Origin of the sequence: Corynebacterium sp. MSK158 (genome assembly GCF_030229085.1) — a bacterium.
Classification (GTDB): domain Bacteria; phylum Actinomycetota; class Actinomycetes; order Mycobacteriales; family Mycobacteriaceae; genus Corynebacterium.
This window is the reverse complement of the sequence record NZ_JASPHJ010000010.1, coordinates 56,713-72,464: the sequence shown is the minus strand read 5'-3', so window position 1 is coordinate 72,464 and position 15,752 is coordinate 56,713. Positions and strand designations below refer to the sequence as shown.

Genomic DNA, 15,752 nt, shown 5'->3' with positions numbered 1-15,752 from the left:
CCTTCTGCCTTGTGGCAGTGGAACTAGTCGCTGGCTTCGGTATGGCTTATTTTCGTCCCTGTCTGAAAATGATCCGGGGGTGATGCCGCCGAAGGCAGTGACATACTCCAGACTGCTAATAGGAACCTGACCCGCACAGAATGTGCGAGGTCTCAAAGTAATGTGGATGCCAGCGTGAAGTATGTCGGTGCTGTTGCAAAGTTGGGGCAGTAGAAAGACCGGCGTGAAATAATCAGAGCCATGGGCATCTTCTCCGGTCGGCATTTCCCCCGTGACATCATCCTGTGGGCGGTGCGGTGGTACTGCCGCTACGGCGTGAGCTACCGCGACCTCGAAGAAATGATGACCGAGCGGGGTGTGCCAGTCGATCACACCACGATCTACCGCTGGGTGCAGAAATACGCCCCTGAGCTGGATAAGCACACTCGCTGGTACCGGCAGGTACCCGACTGGCAGGCCCGGTCCTGGCGGGTGGATGAGACCTATATCCGGGTCGGCGGCACGTGGTGCTATCTCTACCGGGCTATTACCGCCGGTGGCCAGACCTTAGACTTCTACCTCTCACCAAAACGGAATGTGGCTGCGGCCAAGCGTTTCCTGGCCAAGACGCTGCGATCGAATACGACAGCCGGGTCCCCGCGGGTCATCAACACCGACAAGGCACCAGCTCTGGCCAAGGCAATATCCGAGCTGAAGGCGGAGGGAATCTGCCCTCAGACGGTGGAGTACCGGCAGGTGAAATACCTGAACAACGTTCTCGAGGGAGATCATGGCCGACTTAAAAGAATCCTGGGACCGAAGGGGGCGTTCAAAAACCGAATTTCCGCCTACCGGACGTTGAAAGGGATGGAAGCGATGCATTCATTACGGAAAGGTCAGGGCACGATGTTTGCTTATGGGCACCCCAATCCGGACGCGGTGATCGTCAACCGGGTCTTCGAGACGGCCTGAGAACGCCGGCACGCAGCGGCCATCAGGAAATGAGAAACTGGGTCGTCTCGGCTCTCCGCCCAACTTTGCAACAGCACCCTGCAATTCTCCTGTGGCGACTTTGAATTGTTTCCTTTATAGGTGAAGCCAAACCCGTTGATTGGCTGATATCCAGAGGTGCTGAGGGGCTGAATGGCTTTTCCCAAGGGTAAGGAGTGGCTGTACCGCTAGACCGGAAGACGTAGGAAAAGCCCGCAGCCAGAAGGTGGCTGCGGGCTTGGGGAAGCTTAATGCTTCTAGTGTGTCTGGGGCTACGGGCCTACTGCTTGATAGCAGAGACCTCGAGCTCAATCTTGATCTCCTCGGAGACCAGCACGCCGCCGGTCTTCAGCGGAGCGTTGAAGTCGATGCCGAAGTCCTTGCGGTTGATCTTGGTGGTTGCCTCGAAGCCCAGGCGGGTATTGCCAAATGGGTCCTCGGCGGTAGCAACGTCTTCAACGTCGAGGTCGACGGACTTGGTGGTGCCCTTAATAGTGAGGTCACCGGTGACGGTGCCGTTGCCATTCTCATCAACGTTGAGGTTGGTGGCCTTGAAGGTAATCTCCGGGTACTGCTCTACTGCGAAGAAATCTTCGTTCTTTACGTGTGCATCGCGGTCATCGTTGCCGGTGGAGATGGAAGCGGTGCGGATAATTGTCTCAGCAGCGGAATCGGCGATGTTCTCGGCCACGGTGATGGTGCCTTCGAAGTCTGCGAAGTTACCGCGAACCTTGGTGACCATCGCGTGCTTGGCGACGAATCCGATAACGGTGTGGGCTGGGTCAAGTGCGTAGGTACCTGCTGCGAGGGACATGATGAATACTCCTAAGGTTGTTGTTTGCGTTACACCCCACAGTGTACGTACCACTTCTAAATAGTCAACACGTGAAGTAAAAAGTTTTTGAACGTGCAGGTCACAGAAGTGTGATTGGGAAGAATTTAAAAAAGAAGGCCGAATCGAAGGTCGTGTTCCTCGATTCGGCCGTGTGGGTTGCGCCTAGGGCTGCCCGACGAGACCAATGTCTGCGATGGTTGCCTTATCGGACTTGGGCAGCTCGGTGATCATGAAGAGGATCCCATCGAATTGCTCGGTGGTTTCCTCCAGCTCGATATCTTCCTTGCCGCTTTCGAACTTGCCCCTGGCCAGTTGGTGCAGGGAGCCAGCTTGTGGGTTCTCCGGATTGAAGCTGTCCTGGTTTACGCCATAGACGGCGTACCTCGCCCCAGTTGAGTTGGACTGCACCACCGGCAGGACCGCTAGGTGCGTTGGCGTATCCAAGGTGACGAGGACGCCGGTGTCCTCCTCGGCGGTGGACCACGTGGTGGCCGTTTTGCCGTCGATAAGCGCTGCGTTGTCCTTGTTATCAGGGACGGTAACCGCAGAGGAAGGCTGGAGACGCACCGGCGGGGTATCCGGAATGTCCGTGCTGCCGTGGATGGTCTCGCTGACCGGGTTGGATGCCTCCACATTGCTGAGCAAGGACATGATCCAGGTGGTGAGCGCGGCCATTGCTACGACGAAGATCGTGGCAAAGATGCCGATGACGATGACGCCGGAACCGGAATAGCCGCGGCCGCCAAAGCCGGGTTCTTGCGCGGGGTCATCCTCTTGATCCGGTTCTACCTGTGCCTTCACCGGCAGGGCTTCAGGTGTTTCTTCTGGTTCATCCGGTGCGAAGTCGTGCAGGCGCTGGGCGATGCCGGCCAAGGTTAGCGCCTGTGCCTCCTGCAGCTCCTCCATCTTTTCCTCGCGGCTGTCCTCATCAGCACTATCGAGCGCGTAGTGCGCATCTTCGATGCGCTGGGCGGCCTCGTCTGCGGGGAGATTGGCGTCCTCAGAAATATCGCGCAGTTTCTTCGGCGAAGGTTCGGTAGACTCCACCAGCAGCTCGAGGGCGGAGCTCAAAGCCTCGCGGTCGGTGGCTGCGGAGGTGCCGTCCAGCACGGCTGGGAAGGCAACCTTGACCACGCCATCGGTAGAGACGCGGAAACGGTCACGGTGCTCCACGCCGAGGGTGAGGCCGGCGTCGTGGGCAGCGGCGGCATCAGCAAAAAGCGGCGCAGTAGCTCGTGCCACGGAATGGGGATCGAGGTTATCGGCCTCCGCTACCTGCTTGAGGGAGGTGCCCTCAAACCAATCCGCTACCACCAGGCAGCCCGTGCGATAAGACAGAACTTGGATATTATCCGCCACGGTATCGAGCTCCAGCTCGGCCAGGCGGCGGGTATTGCGCGAAATCTCCGCGGAGCGGCGCGCCGCGATTCCCGGCGTCGACGGCGCAATCGGCGCCAGGCTATTGGTATCGACGAACGTCAAGGCGACCAGTCGGCCGGTGGACTGTTCGCGTGCCTGCCAGAATTGCGCACCAGTGACCGCACCGTGATCCTGCAGCAGGCGGAAGCGACCGTCCGATACCGGGGCGCCTGGGACCAGGCGTGGGCCGCGGACGATGCCCGCGGACATCGGCGGCGGCACCAGGGTGGCATTGAAAGCGTCCTGGGTAAATACCGGCCGGATTTCCGGTACGTCGGGCTCCTCTAGCTCGATGGCCTTGGAGGAATCGACCTTGATGAAGCGGGACATGCCCGGAATGCGCTGCAGGGCGCGGGCCAAGTTCTGTACCTCCGGCAAGGAGGACTTGGACAGCACCAGGCCGGTGGCGATGAGGAAGATGATGCCAAGCACCGCGACCTTGATCAGCGAGACGATGGACGGCAAATTCTCCGGAAGGAGGAGATTCACGACCCAGTACAGCACCCAGGAGACGACCAAGCCCACTAGGCCGGAACCGGAAGCCCACAGCACGGTCTGCGTGACGGCCTTGCCGCCGAGGCTGCCGAGCTTGCGCTTGAGTAGGAAGCCGCCAATGACCGCACCGGAGACGAAGCCAAAGCCATTGGCCGTACCGAGCAGAATCACCACGCGGTCCGGGTTGGACGTCATCAATGGTGCCAAGAGAGTGAGGACGATCTTGGTCAGCGTGATGCCGGCGATGATGAAGGTAGGCGTCCAGGCTTCCTCGCGGGCATAGAACACGCGCAGGTGCAGCAGCACCAAGGCATACGGGATGAGTGTGAAGGCGGAGAAGCTGATGGTCAGGCCGAGCTGCTCGGCGCTCTCGGCGCCGTAGGCACCGTATTGGAAGAGGGCGCGGGCGATAGGAACGCCGAAGCCGGTCATGAAGATGACGATGGGGATAAGTGCGATGAAAGTCAGCTTGGAGCCCAGGGTGAGATCGCGGACCACGGCATCTACATCGCCGTCGGCGGCGTTGCGGGACAGGCGAGGCATAATCGCCGTCAGGAGCGTCACGCCGATAACGCCATAAGGCACCTGCAGCATGAGCCAGGCATTCTGATAGACCAGCGGTGCGCCCGCATCCGCGTATGCGGCCACGCGGGAGGTGACCACGTAGCCCAGCTGGGAGATGGCTACGTAGGTAATGATGGCCAGTGCCATGCCGCCGAATTGCTTGATGCGCGCATCCAAGCCCCACTTGGGGCGCAGGTTAATGCCGGCCTTCTTCAGGTATGGCAATAGGATGAGGCACTGCACCATCACCGCCGTGGTGGTGCCCAGGCCCAAGAGCATGACGTGCGGATCGGCCACCGGCGTGGGCTCATGCGGGTCTAGCTGGCCGGGCAGGAAGCGATAAGCCAGCAGCACACCAATGGAGATGAAGTTATTGATCACCGGCGCCCAGGCGCCCGGACCAAAGATATTCTTGGTATTGAGGACGGCCTGGAAAAGGGCGAAGAGGCCGTAGAAAAGAATCTGCGGCAGCAGCAAGAAGGCCAAGGAAGTTGCCTGCACGGCATTGGCCTTGGAATCCTCCGGCAGCATCATCCTGGTTAAGAAGGGCGCGAGCACCACGGAGGCGATGGTGACTATGCCCAGGATGGAAAAGGCCAGGGTAAATAGCCGCCGGACAAAGGTCTCGCCGCGGTCCGTGTCTTCCTTTTCGGCGCGCACGAGGACGGGGACGACCAGAGAGGTCAACACCGCACCCAAAACGATCTCGGTGACGAGGTTGGGGATCTGGTTGGCGCTACTAAACGCAGTTCCCACCGTGGCGCCGAGCGTGGCGCCGATGAGCATCTGGCGCAAGAAGCCGGTGATGCGGGACAGCAGCGTCGCGATGGCCATCGTGCCTGTTGCGCGGATGACATCCTGATTGGATGATTCATTGTCCGCGTTGCGTCCAGTGAGCGCGGACTTATCCTCCTCAGGAGGAACGGTGGTGTCCTTCACCGCTGGGGTGGGGCGCTTTTCTGGTACCGGAGCGGGAGGAGAGGCCTGGACGATGCGGCCGCGGGCACCCGCCGGGGCGGGGTGCTCTGCCGGCACGGCGGCATCCTTCGGGTCAACTACACCCGCAGGTGACTTCTCCACGTGTTCGGCCTCGCGGCCAGTCTTATCAGTCATAGAGGATACAACTTCAACTTACTTTTTAAGCCTTTGTGATTTTTTGCGCCGATGGCGGCCTAGCCGGAAGAGCGTGGCTAAGACCAGCGCAAGGGCGCCGGCTATGCCGACGCCATACACGCTTACGATACCGGCACGCGTTTGCACAGCGATATTGATGGGCTCGGAGATGGTTTGCTTTTCTGGGGTAGCAAGCCATAGGCCAATGTCCGTGCGATCGGCGTCCTTAGGCATATCGGCGGTCATGGATACAGTAATAGAGCCCTTGGCCGGAATACGGACGCTCTTGGGTGTGTTGAGGCGCGCGCCATCGGGGGCATCGTATTGCAGCTTGGCCTCCACCGGTAGTGGCAGGCCATTTTCTGCCACGATGAGCAGCGGCGATGACTCGGATACGCGGGTATAGACATTGCCCGGTGGGATAAGAGCCACAGAAGAACGCAGGTCCCGCAGCGTATCGGAATGCACATCCATCGTGTGAGTGAACCGGCGCCGTGCCTCTGCATTGCTTCCCAAGCTATCGCGGTTGGTCAGCGAGAGGGCGGCGAGCAGATCCCGGCGCAAAGGCAGGACGAATTCATAGCGAGTGAGCGCGATATCTGGATCATCGACCATGATATTCATCAGCTCATCGGTATAGCGGGCCTGCTGCTCCACGCGGACGATATCGGATTCGGCAAAGGCGGCGGGATCGCTAAAGGGGCTGCCGGGCAGTGAACCGGGCTCCGCGGTCTCCTGCTTTAGGCTGCCGACGGTGCGCGGATGGGACTTACCGGAAGCGATGAGTGCCTCGGCAGAGTCGAGTGCGTACTCGGCCGCGCTGGGATCCAAGTAATTGGGCAAGCGCGCCACGGTGTCATCGCTCGCGGCCAAGCTCAGTGCGGCGCCGCCGGTGATGGCACGAGAAAGATCGGAATCGAGCGAGTAATCGTAGCGCAGCTCCGGGTTGGAATAGCCCACCGTCTGTGGCTTGGAGCCGGTTTGGGCGAGGAGGGCGCCCAGGGAGGCGTCGAAAGTCACGGCGCGGCCGGGCCACGAAGTATTATCCGCCACCAACGCGGGCAGGGGCAGTTGCTGATCCACATAGCCGGAGCCGACCGCGAGCACGGTGGTGGCCGGCTTGGCACCGAGGATTCGCTCGATGGTGTGATTGCCGCGTTGTAGCCCCTCATAAGTAAGGAAGGGATTATTCGCCTTGGCCACGGAGGAAGCATTGGCGTTCGCCCACGGCATAGACATAAAGCAATCGAGCTCGCGCAGGCGCTTGAGCCAGCGGGCAGCATCCTCTTTCCCCGTGCCGGGTTCGAGGTGCACATCGTCCTCGTTAGTAAACCACGAATCGCGCAGGCGCTTAGGGCGCTCGGCTTGAGGTGGGCGGGCCGAACCTACCTTATAGCCCTCCGCCATGCGGTTGACCGTATCCAAAAGGGCGGGATCGATGGCTACGCAGCCTGCCCCGCGCAGGTCGTGATCGGCGTACGTGCTGACCAAGCGATCGAGCCGGCCGCCCTCAGCCAGTTCATCTGCCAACTCATCAGAGGAGAGGATAAGCTCCTCTCCCCCAGCGCCGCCTGGTATCGAGTCGATATCGGCGCTGATGGGATAGATCACGGTGAGATCGTGGGGTGTGGGATCCGAGGGGGCATCGCCAAGCGCCTGCTCCTTCCCCTTCACCTGGCCCACAAGGCGTTCCTCCGCAAAGCTGACCGCCTCGCCGCCTACAGTGCCGGTGAGGGTAAATAGCAGCGGATAGGAGCCGGGCTCTTCGATGGCCAGGGTCTGCTCGCCGTGCAGGGAGGTGGGAACCTGGAAGGTGACCTCCCGGGATTCGCCCGGCTGCAGGGGTGCGGTGGTAGTGCTGGGGCCGTAATACGGGAATTCGCCGGTGGCCAGCTGCGTGCGGGCCTGCGCGGTGTCCTGCACGGCATCGCCGCGGCGGCTCGTGAGTTGGAGATCCTCCATGGTTTCGTCGGTGGGATTGTGCAGCCGGAAGGTCAGTTTCAGGTTCTTGCCCACGGTAAAGGGTTCGGCCGCAAGGAGATCAAGAGTGGCCCGCTCCGGCCCGCGCGCGCCCAACCATGCCTGGATATCCTGCTGCTTTTCGGCGGCCGAGTCCATCTGCGCGGCGGCCTCTGGTAGCGGCAGGCACACGCCCCACCCTGCTACCGCCATGCAGCCGCCCACGACGGCCCAAGACTTCAGGCGCTGGCGCATTACCGTGGGGTCACTTTCCCCGCCGCGGCTTCCTTTCGTGCGAGATCGGGAAGAAGATCATGCGCGATGCGCGCTAGCTTGCGCTCATCGGCGTAGGCCAAGTGCTCGATGAGTTCGGAGACGGGGATCCACGAGACCTCAGTGACCTCTGGATCCTCATCGTTCATAATGCCGTCTACAAAACGCAGCAGGTGGTGGTGCACGGTCTTATGGATGCGCACCCCATCAGAGACGAACCAGTAATCAATCATGCCGAGGTCCGCAAACACCTCGCCAAAAATGCCGGTTTCTTCCCATACCTCGCGTTCAGCGGTGACCTCCTTGGCCTCGCCATTTTCCACGTGGCCCTTGGGCATGGACCACAGCAGGCGTCCGCGGCGGTCGAGGCGGCCGATGAGCGCCACATAGAGCCGGGAAAGGTCGACATTGCCATTGGCATCGACGCACTCCGCCAAGCCGGAGACAACGAGGCCGCCCGCGGAGGTTTCATCGCGGGTTTCCATGGCCGTGGATTGGCCATTGCCACCGCGGTAGGGCTTGCGCTGCTGGGTGGTGCGGCGCGCGCGATTATCCGGCCGGCGGCGCCGCCTGCGCCGAGACCGGTTGCGGTTGCGGCCGCCTCCCTTGGAGGGGCCCTGTTCTTGGTTAGTCATCCCTGCCAATCGTAGTAGACTCTCACCCGTGAATTTTCAGGACACTCAGCTAATCGGCGTTCTTGCCCGCGCGGAATCCACCGTCTCCTCCCTCAGCAGCCTGCTGGGTGGACTGGTGGAGAAATTTGCCGCGCGCGGCTACTCGCTCTACCTCGTGGGCGGCTCTGTGCGCGATGCGCTTTTGGGCCGCTTGGGAAATGACCTGGACTTTACTACCCCGGCCCGTCCTGAGGTGGTCAAGGAGATTCTCGATGAGTGGGCCGAAACCGTGTGGGATACCGGCATAGACTTCGGTACCGTCTCCGCGGCCTACAAGGGCCAGCAGATTGAGATCACTACCTTCCGCTCCGATTCTTATGATGGCCAGTCCCGCAATCCTGAGGTGGTTTACGGTGACACCTTGGAAGGCGATCTTGTCCGGCGCGACTTCAAGGCCAATGCGATGGCCATTGAGCTGCTTGCCGACGCCTCCTTTAAGTTCCACGATCCCCTCCACGGCCTCCAAGACGTGGCTGACCGGGTGCTCGATACCCCGGATAAGCCGGAGATCTCCTTCCACGATGATCCGCTCCGCATGCTGCGTGCGGCTCGTTTCGCCTCCCAGTTGGAATTCCGCGTGGCGGATCGCGTTGTGGAGGCCATGCGGGATATGGCTGGCGAGATCCAGCGCATCACCGTGGAGCGCGTGCAGGTGGAGCTGGATAAGCTCATCTGCGGCACGGCCCCGTGGGATGGCATTGATCTACTGGTATCTACGGGAATCGCGGACTATATCTTCCCTGAGATCCCCGCGCTACGCATGACCGCGGACGAACACGCGCAGCACAAGGACGTCTATGCGCACTCGCTCAAGGTGCTGAGCCAGGCCATGGATCAAGAGGAAGATGGACCTGATCTTGTCCTGCGCTGGGCGGCGCTGCTGCACGATATTGGCAAGCCGGATACCTTTGATAACACCGATGGCAAGGTCTCCTTCCACCACCACGAGGTGGTGGGCGCCAAGCTCGCCCGCAAGCGCCTGCGCAAGTTGAAGTACCCGAAGGCCACCACGGAGTCCATCGGCCAGCTGGTGTACCTACACATGCGCTTCCACGGGTTTGGGGAAAATCAGTGGACTGATTCCGCCGTGCGTCGCTATGTCACCGACGCCGGCAAGCTTCTTCCCCGCCTGCACAAGCTGGTGCGCGCGGATTGCACCACCCGCAATGCCAAGAAGGCCCGCCGCCTCCAGCGCACCTACGATCAGCTCGAGGAGCGTATCGAAGAGATCGGCCGCAAGGAGGACTTGGCCCGCGTGCGTCCAGACCTCGACGGCAACGAGATCATGGAGATCTTAGGGCTCCAGCCCGGCCCTGAGGTGGGCCAGGCATGGTCCTATCTCAAGGAGCTGCGCCTCGAGCATGGCCCCCTCGAGCGCGAGGAAGCGATTGCGAAGTTGCGTGAGTGGTGGGATTCTAAACAGTGATGTTTGCCGATAGATTATTCAACGCCCTCGAGCGCAATGACCCCGCCCCCGGCCAGCTGCTCATCGCCGCTCCGGGGATGCTTTCGCCGGAATTCGCCCGTTCCGTCATTCTCGTTATTGAGCACAATGACATGATGACCTTCGGCGTGGATCTGACCAAGCGCTCCGAGGTGGCGATTTTCAATGTGCTGCCGGAATGGCTTCCCGTTGTGGCCAAGCCGCAGGCGCTGTACATCGGCGGCCCGCTCAATCAGCAATCCGTCGTAGGACTCGCGCAGACCAACCAGGGCGTCGATCCGGACAAGCATGACCGACTCACCCGCCTCGCCCCGCGCCTCGCGCATGTGGATCTGCGTGCCGACCCAGAAGAGATAGAGCCCTTGGTCTCGGGCATGCGCATGTTTGCCGGCTACGCCGAGTGGGGCCCAGGCCAGCTCGCGGAGGAAATTGAGGCCGGCGAATGGTTCGTCTCCCCTGCCCTGGCCCAAGACGTCATTACGCCGGGTCCGGCCGACCTCTGGTCCGATGTTATGAAGCGCCAACCCATGCCGTTGCCGCTGTACTCCACCTACCCTGTCAACGTGGAAGACAATTAATTCCTATCGCGCTGCAGGCAGTGGGCTAAACTAGCCCGCATGCGTGAGGATATTTCCCAAGGTTTGCGGGATACTAGGGCCGCCGCCATCGGCCTCATTCCCCTCGGCCTAGCCTTCGGCCTGCTCATGGTCCAATCCGGCTTCAGTTGGTGGTGGACGCCGATTTTTTCCATCGTCATCTACGCCGGCTCTATGGAGTTCCTGGCTATTTCCATGGTCACCGGCGGCGCCACAGCCTTGGCTTCCCTAGTTACCGGTTTCATGGTCAACTTCCGCCATATTTTCTATGGCCTCACCTTTCCTCGCCAACGCATTCACTCGCGCCTAGGCAGGGCTTATTCCACCTATGCGCTTACCGACGAAACCTATGCCATCGTCTCCTCCCTCCCCACCGAAGACCGCCCGACCGGATCCCGGATCCTCACCATCCAAATTTTTTGTCAGGCTCTGTGGGTAGGCGGTGGCATTGTCGGTGCTCTCGCCGGTCAGGTGATTCCCTCTTCAGTGCAGGGCATGGAATTCGCCCTAGTGGCGCTGTTCGTCGTGCTGGCGATGGATTCCTTCCGCAATAACCAGGACTTCTCTTTGCCTTTGAGCGCGGCAATGGTAGGAATCCTCGCAGCCGCCTTCGCTCCTGGACAACTCCTCATGGTGGCTCTCAGCGTCTACTTCATCCTGCTCATTGTTCGGTACCTATCCCCACGCGTCGATGCCGCTTTCAGCTTGCGTAGGCGAGGCGACCTTAAGGGATTCCGGGAGGAGTGCTAAATGCCCGCAGGAGTCACCCTTGCTTCTATCGTGACAGTCTTGGTTCCCATCGGTTTGATTACCGTTGTACTTCGCCAACTTCCTTTCTCCTTTGTGAAATGGATGAAGGATAGTCAGTTCCTTTCCTTGCTCGGCATGATGATGCCTGTGGGCGTGATGACCATCTTGGTGGTGTATACCGTCCACGGGCAGGGCGACGCCCCCGGTGGTATCTGGGCGGCTTTACTCGGCGTGCTCGTTACCTTTTTACTCCACCTGTGGAAGCGCGAGTCAGCGCTGTCCATCTTTGGCGGGACCGCCTTCTACATGCTCCTCGTCAACGTAGTCTTTTAGCCCCTGTGATTCTTATAAGCCGAACTTGGCGGTGGCTTCGGACCATAGGGCGTCGAACCGAGACTGGTCCACGTATTGCGCGCTAATGTCCGGAAAATCATCATAGGTATCCGGGTGAGGGACAACCTCTTGCGGCTGATCTACGTTGCCCGTGGAACTAGTAGGTGTCGCTACCCCGACGATGGCATCCGAGGGATCCAGTGCAATCATGCGCACCATGCGGCAGCTGGTTGCGTCGCGCTCTTCCATTTCCGCCATGTGGATCGCTGAGCCCACGCCGGGCACATTCAGTTCGGTTCGTACGTATAGGTAATTCGTCATGGCATTTAAGTGTAGCTACGTGCTGGGACGCTGTGCGTAACGGGCCGCTAGCCACGAGCACATCATGAGCTGAACCTGGTGGTAAATCATCAACGGGAGGATTAGTAGACCAAGGGATGCGCCGCCAGAAGCGAAGATTACCGACGCCATTGGCAGTCCCGTGGCTAAAGACTTTTTCGATCCACAGAACTCGATTGCAATGGTATCGGCGCGATTGAATCCCATTTTTTGGCTTGCCTTTCTGGTGAGCCACAGCATGAAGGCGACGAAGATCGCGGCGAAGACGACTAGGAACGCCAGATCCCACAGGGAAATAGAGGACCAAATTCCGTCCACCACACCCTTGGAAAAAGCCGAATATACCACCATTGCGATTGAGCCGCGGTCCACGCCTTTGGTGGCCTTGCTTTGCGCAGCCTTCCCCACCCAGCGTCGAGTTAGCTGACCTAAAACAAATGGCGCCAACAATAGAAGGGCGATTTCGCCGAATACAGACGTATCGATGTGAACTCCTCCCCCAGTTCCCATCAGGAGCATGACGAGCAATGGGGTGATGAATACTCCCACCAAGTTTGAGGCAGAAGCCGATACGATTGCGCCCGCCACGTTTCCCTTCGCGATTGAGGTGAAGGCAACCGAAGATTGCACCGTGGATGGAACCAGCGTGAGGAATAAGATGCCCAGGTACATGTCGTGCGATATGACAGCGGTGAGTGGGCGCAGAGCTATGCCTATAAGCGGGTAAACCACAAAGGTGAAAGCGAGAATTGTGAGGTGTAGCCGCCAATGCTTGAGTCCGTTGAGGGCTTCTTGAGTGGAAAGCCTCGCGCCATACAAGAAGAAGAGTAGCGCGATGGCCACGTTTGTTAATTGGCCGAATATGTCGGCAAAGCTCCCGCGGGCTGGTGCAATGATCGCAATGATGACCGCTAGGATAATGAGGACGATAAGCGGGTCGGGTATTTTCAAACGCTGCAGCATGCTAAGAGTTTAAACCCTATTCGTCATCACATGCTGCAGATGCTCGGGCCAAGAAAACACAACCCGTGTAGTTTCACGTGAAACCACACGGGAAATGCACTTTAGGCCGTGGTGACGTTAGAGCCGTCTTGTTTAACTTCGTATTCTTCCAATGGATCGCGCCCCGGGCCGGAGATTACGCTTCCATCGCTGAGATTGTAGGAAGTGTTATGTGCCGTGCAAGTGGCCGTCATGCCATCAATCTTGGTGATTGGATTGTGTTGGTGGGGGCAGGTTTGAGAATAGGCCTTAAACTCACCTTCCTTGGGCTGGGTGAAGATTACGCCATCAACAATCTTCGCAGAGCCAATCGGAATCTCGGTAGCCGCAATTTCTGCGGACGGAGAAGAGCCACAAGCTGCGGCGTAGGCGCCTGCAAATGTGGTGGCGGTTCCAAGCAAAAACATTCGACGGGAGCACTTAATCATGCCTCTACTCTAGCCCGTTGGTCTTGCGTAATGTGCCACACCCGTTTGGCCGGTTGTAATCAGAGTTTCACGTGAAACACTGTAGTTAGTTAGCTAGGAGTCCTTCCCAAGTCTCCGGAGAGCCACCGGAGGTAGCGACAAGTTCATAGGTGCCGGACTCAATTCCTAAATCATCTACGATGCTCTGAGCAGATTGCTGTTCTTGCGCTTCTGCTACGGACGTCGTTACCTTGTGGTCTTGCTCAGTGTAAGCGCCGATCGCAAAAGTTGAAGCGGCGATGGCCGCCAGGGCGGTACTTTTCTTCATGCACTATATTCTGCCCTTCAGGGGGCTGGTTGCGCTCTTGCCTGTCAGGGTTCCATGGTAGCTTTACGTAACCTCTACCCTCTCTCGCAGGAACAAGAATGGGACGATGAACCTACTGTAGGTGAGGTCAAGTATGGGTCATGGCCAGAAGATATACTGAATTATAATATCGGCTGTTACTAAAACGGAATAAGCAACTGCTCCGACTATTAGCGTCACTGTGACTATAACAAAGTGCAGCGATAATTCAATATGAAAGGCATAGCTACAAAAATTCCCCTTCTGGATGAAATGTAATTCTTTTCCAGAAGGGGGTTGGTTGTGCAGGAGTGCGTGGCTACCTGTCAGATTCGCGAGCGGCGTGACGGAGCGCGTCGACATCAACCTGGGGCGCGGGTGCTGCGGCGGCCTCCTCCCCACCGCAACCGTCGGAACCACAATTACAGGATTCTCCACAACCCTCCTCATCCGCGTGTGCTTGTTCGTAGAGGAACGCGGCACGAGAGCCGAGATTGGAACCGACGGAGAGGGCTAGAACTGCGGCCACAAAGGTAAGAACTGGAATCAGCCACATCCAGCCCTCAGCGCGGAGCGCGACGATGCCGCCGAAGACTAAGCAGACGCCGCTCAGCATCCAGAATGGCCCGGCGACGCGATGGGCATTGTCCCATGCTTCACGGGACTTGCGAATTTCCTGCAGCCGCAAGCCGATATAGCTATTTCCAGGTAGGCGCTTGGTGGAGGCCAAGGCACCCACGACGATAAGAAAGACGGCGAGGATTAAAAAGATGATTCCCACAGCGATCATGTATTCAGTTTAACCTTGTAGCGCCAAGATAAAAATCGTGGCTGGGGTGAGTGTTCTGGCTATGCCTCCGGTCGGGTAGTATGCCTTTAAGGTCGATCGATAGATATTGAATTGACCGTTGCCTCTGTACCGTACTGTTTCACCCTGGGATTGTTTACCAAGGGGCGAAACACCCGATTTGATTGTAAGTACATGAATCTCAAGAAACTCTCGGAATCTCTGTTGTTCCGCATCATCGTCGCCATCATCCTTGGCGTGGTGGTGAGCCAATTCGCGCCCGAATGGTTTGGCCGCGTATTCGCCACCTTCAATGGACTCTTTAGTAACTTCCTCAATTTCTTTATTCCGGTCCTCATCTTCGCGCTTATCGCCCCGTCGATTGCTGGTCTGGGACGGGGAGCCGGAAAATGGCTGGGTGTTACTGCAGGTATTGCCTACGGCTCAACGATTGTTGCGGGTCTTCTTGCCTACGTACTTGCGCACTGGCTCTACCCCACCATGCTCAGTGGTCAGGATCTGATTACAAATGTCTCCGATATTGATGAGGGGGCACTCACTCCGTACTTCGAGGTGGAAATGGCGCCGCCTTTTGAGGTCATGACGGCTCTCTTGTTGTCATTCTGCATCGGCGTAGCGATGACTACAGTGAAGTCCGATACCTTGTATGCGGTCACAAAGGAATTGGAGAGCGTAGTAGTCAAGGTCATTTGGGGCTTTGTAGTGCCAATTTTGCCCTTCTATATCTTCGGCATGTTCCTAGGCTTGGGTATGAATGGCAATTTGGGCTCAGTGCTCTCGGCCTTCGCCAAGGTCCTGATCCTGGCGGTTGTCATGACTCTGGTCTATCTGGTGCTCCAGTACATTATCGCTGGCGCAATTATCGGAAAGAATCCTTTCAAGGCACTGCGCAATATGGTGCCGGCATATTTCACCGCACTGGGAACCTCTTCTTCGGCCGCGACAATTCCGGTGTCTTTGGAGTCGACGCTGAAGAATGGCATTTCGAAGCCGGTGGCAAGTTTTGTTATTCCTCTGTGTGCGACCATCCACCTCTCCGGTTCCATGATTAAACTGACGCTCTATGCTTTTGCCATCGTGTACATGGCGAACCTGGATATTAGTACGAGTACCGGACTTGGTTTCATCTTCCTATTGGGAATCATGATGATTGCGGCACCGGGTGTGCCCGGCGGCGCGGTCATGGTCGCAGCTGGACTACTGGCGGACATGATGGGCTTTGACGATGGCATGGTGGCACTGATGATCGCCGCCTATATTGCTATCGATTCGGTTGGCACTGCCGCCAACGTTACTGGCGACGGCGCTATCGCGATGATCGTGGACAAGTTCGCGGGCTCCAAGAAGGACCACACCGAAGAGGAATCTGCAGAAGCAACCGCGTAGAGGCTTTTTATAGGGAACCCTCCTCAGCTGCCGAGGGCTG

The 15,752-nt window shown here is 58.6% G+C and carries 14 protein-coding genes and 1 pseudogene; 6 read left to right on the top strand and 9 right to left on the bottom strand.

The window, feature by feature from the left end; all coding sequences use genetic code 11:
* The first annotated feature begins 240 nt into the window (after positions 1-240).
* Positions 241-951 (top strand): IS6 family transposase, encoded by a 711-nt coding sequence (locus tag QP915_RS08870; RefSeq protein ID WP_284769086.1) that lies wholly within the window; start codon positions 241-243, stop codon positions 949-951.
* Positions 952-1,249: 298 nt separating this feature from the next.
* Here the strand turns inward: QP915_RS08870 and QP915_RS08865 are convergent, their stop codons facing one another.
* The 4 genes and pseudogenes from QP915_RS08865 to QP915_RS08850 all read right to left on the bottom strand — a co-directional run.
* Positions 1,250-1,783 carry a YceI family protein gene (locus tag QP915_RS08865; protein ID WP_284769085.1) on the bottom strand — a complete coding sequence of 178 codons (534 nt, stop codon included), beginning with the start codon at positions 1,781-1,783 and terminating at the stop codon, positions 1,250-1,252.
* A gap of 183 nt (positions 1,784-1,966) precedes the next feature.
* Positions 1,967-5,395, bottom strand: coding sequence for a murein biosynthesis integral membrane protein MurJ (gene murJ / locus QP915_RS08860; RefSeq protein WP_284769084.1), 3,429 nt, complete (start codon positions 5,393-5,395; stop codon positions 1,967-1,969).
* Positions 5,396-5,413: 18 nt separating this feature from the next.
* Positions 5,414-7,609, bottom strand: coding sequence for a DUF6049 family protein (locus QP915_RS08855; RefSeq protein ID WP_284769083.1), 2,196 nt, complete (start codon positions 7,607-7,609; stop codon positions 5,414-5,416).
* Positions 7,609-8,112: pseudogene (locus QP915_RS08850) on the bottom strand (NUDIX hydrolase); the annotation flags it as partial. The pseudogene QP915_RS08850 and the gene QP915_RS08855, both read right to left, overlap by 1 nt.
* A 178-nt stretch (positions 8,113-8,290) precedes the next feature.
* Here QP915_RS08850 and QP915_RS08845 point away from each other — a divergent pair.
* From QP915_RS08845 to QP915_RS08830, 4 genes are read left to right on the top strand one after another with little or no spacing between them, the layout of a single operon-like run.
* Positions 8,291-9,727 (top strand): CCA tRNA nucleotidyltransferase, encoded by a 1,437-nt coding sequence (locus QP915_RS08845; protein ID WP_284769082.1) that lies wholly within the window; start codon positions 8,291-8,293, stop codon positions 9,725-9,727.
* Entirely contained in the window at positions 9,727-10,323 is a 597-nt protein-coding gene (locus QP915_RS08840) for a YqgE/AlgH family protein (protein ID WP_284769107.1), read from the top strand. The genes QP915_RS08845 and QP915_RS08840 overlap by 1 nt, the downstream gene beginning before the upstream one ends.
* Before the next feature lie 39 nt (positions 10,324-10,362).
* Positions 10,363-11,091, top strand: a complete 729-nt coding sequence (locus QP915_RS08835) for an AzlC family ABC transporter permease (protein WP_284769081.1) — start codon at positions 10,363-10,365, stop codon at positions 11,089-11,091.
* Positions 11,092-11,424 carry a branched-chain amino acid transporter permease gene (locus QP915_RS08830; protein WP_284769080.1) on the top strand — a complete coding sequence of 111 codons (333 nt, stop codon included), beginning with the start codon at positions 11,092-11,094 and terminating at the stop codon, positions 11,422-11,424.
* Between the two features lie 12 nt (positions 11,425-11,436).
* On the opposite strand, the gene QP915_RS08825 is transcribed toward QP915_RS08830, so the two are convergent.
* The 5 genes from QP915_RS08825 to QP915_RS08805 form a co-directional block, all read right to left on the bottom strand.
* Positions 11,437-11,745 (bottom strand): hypothetical protein, encoded by a 309-nt coding sequence (locus QP915_RS08825; RefSeq protein WP_284769079.1) that lies wholly within the window; start codon positions 11,743-11,745, stop codon positions 11,437-11,439.
* A 15-nt stretch (positions 11,746-11,760) separates the two neighbouring features.
* On the bottom strand, positions 11,761-12,726 hold the full coding sequence (locus QP915_RS08820; RefSeq protein ID WP_284769078.1) for a bile acid:sodium symporter family protein: 966 nt from the start codon (positions 12,724-12,726) through the stop codon (positions 11,761-11,763).
* Positions 12,727-12,827: 101 nt separating this feature from the next.
* A complete protein-coding gene (locus tag QP915_RS08815) occupies positions 12,828-13,193 on the bottom strand; it encodes a Rieske (2Fe-2S) protein (RefSeq protein WP_284769077.1) in 366 nt (121 codons plus the stop codon).
* Positions 13,194-13,278: 85 nt separating this feature from the next.
* Complete coding sequence (locus QP915_RS08810) at positions 13,279-13,500, bottom strand: hypothetical protein (protein WP_284769076.1); 222 nt, start codon at positions 13,498-13,500, stop codon at positions 13,279-13,281.
* Between the two features lie 337 nt (positions 13,501-13,837).
* The gene (locus QP915_RS08805; RefSeq protein ID WP_284769075.1) at positions 13,838-14,308 is read right to left on the bottom strand and encodes an SdpI family protein; all 471 of its coding nucleotides are present in this window, start codon (positions 14,306-14,308) and stop codon (positions 13,838-13,840) included.
* A gap of 192 nt (positions 14,309-14,500) precedes the next feature.
* On the opposite strand from QP915_RS08805, the gene QP915_RS08800 reads away from it, so the two are divergent.
* Positions 14,501-15,712, top strand: coding sequence for a dicarboxylate/amino acid:cation symporter (locus QP915_RS08800; RefSeq protein ID WP_284769074.1), 1,212 nt, complete (start codon positions 14,501-14,503; stop codon positions 15,710-15,712).
* Positions 15,713-15,752: the final 40 nt, after the last annotated feature.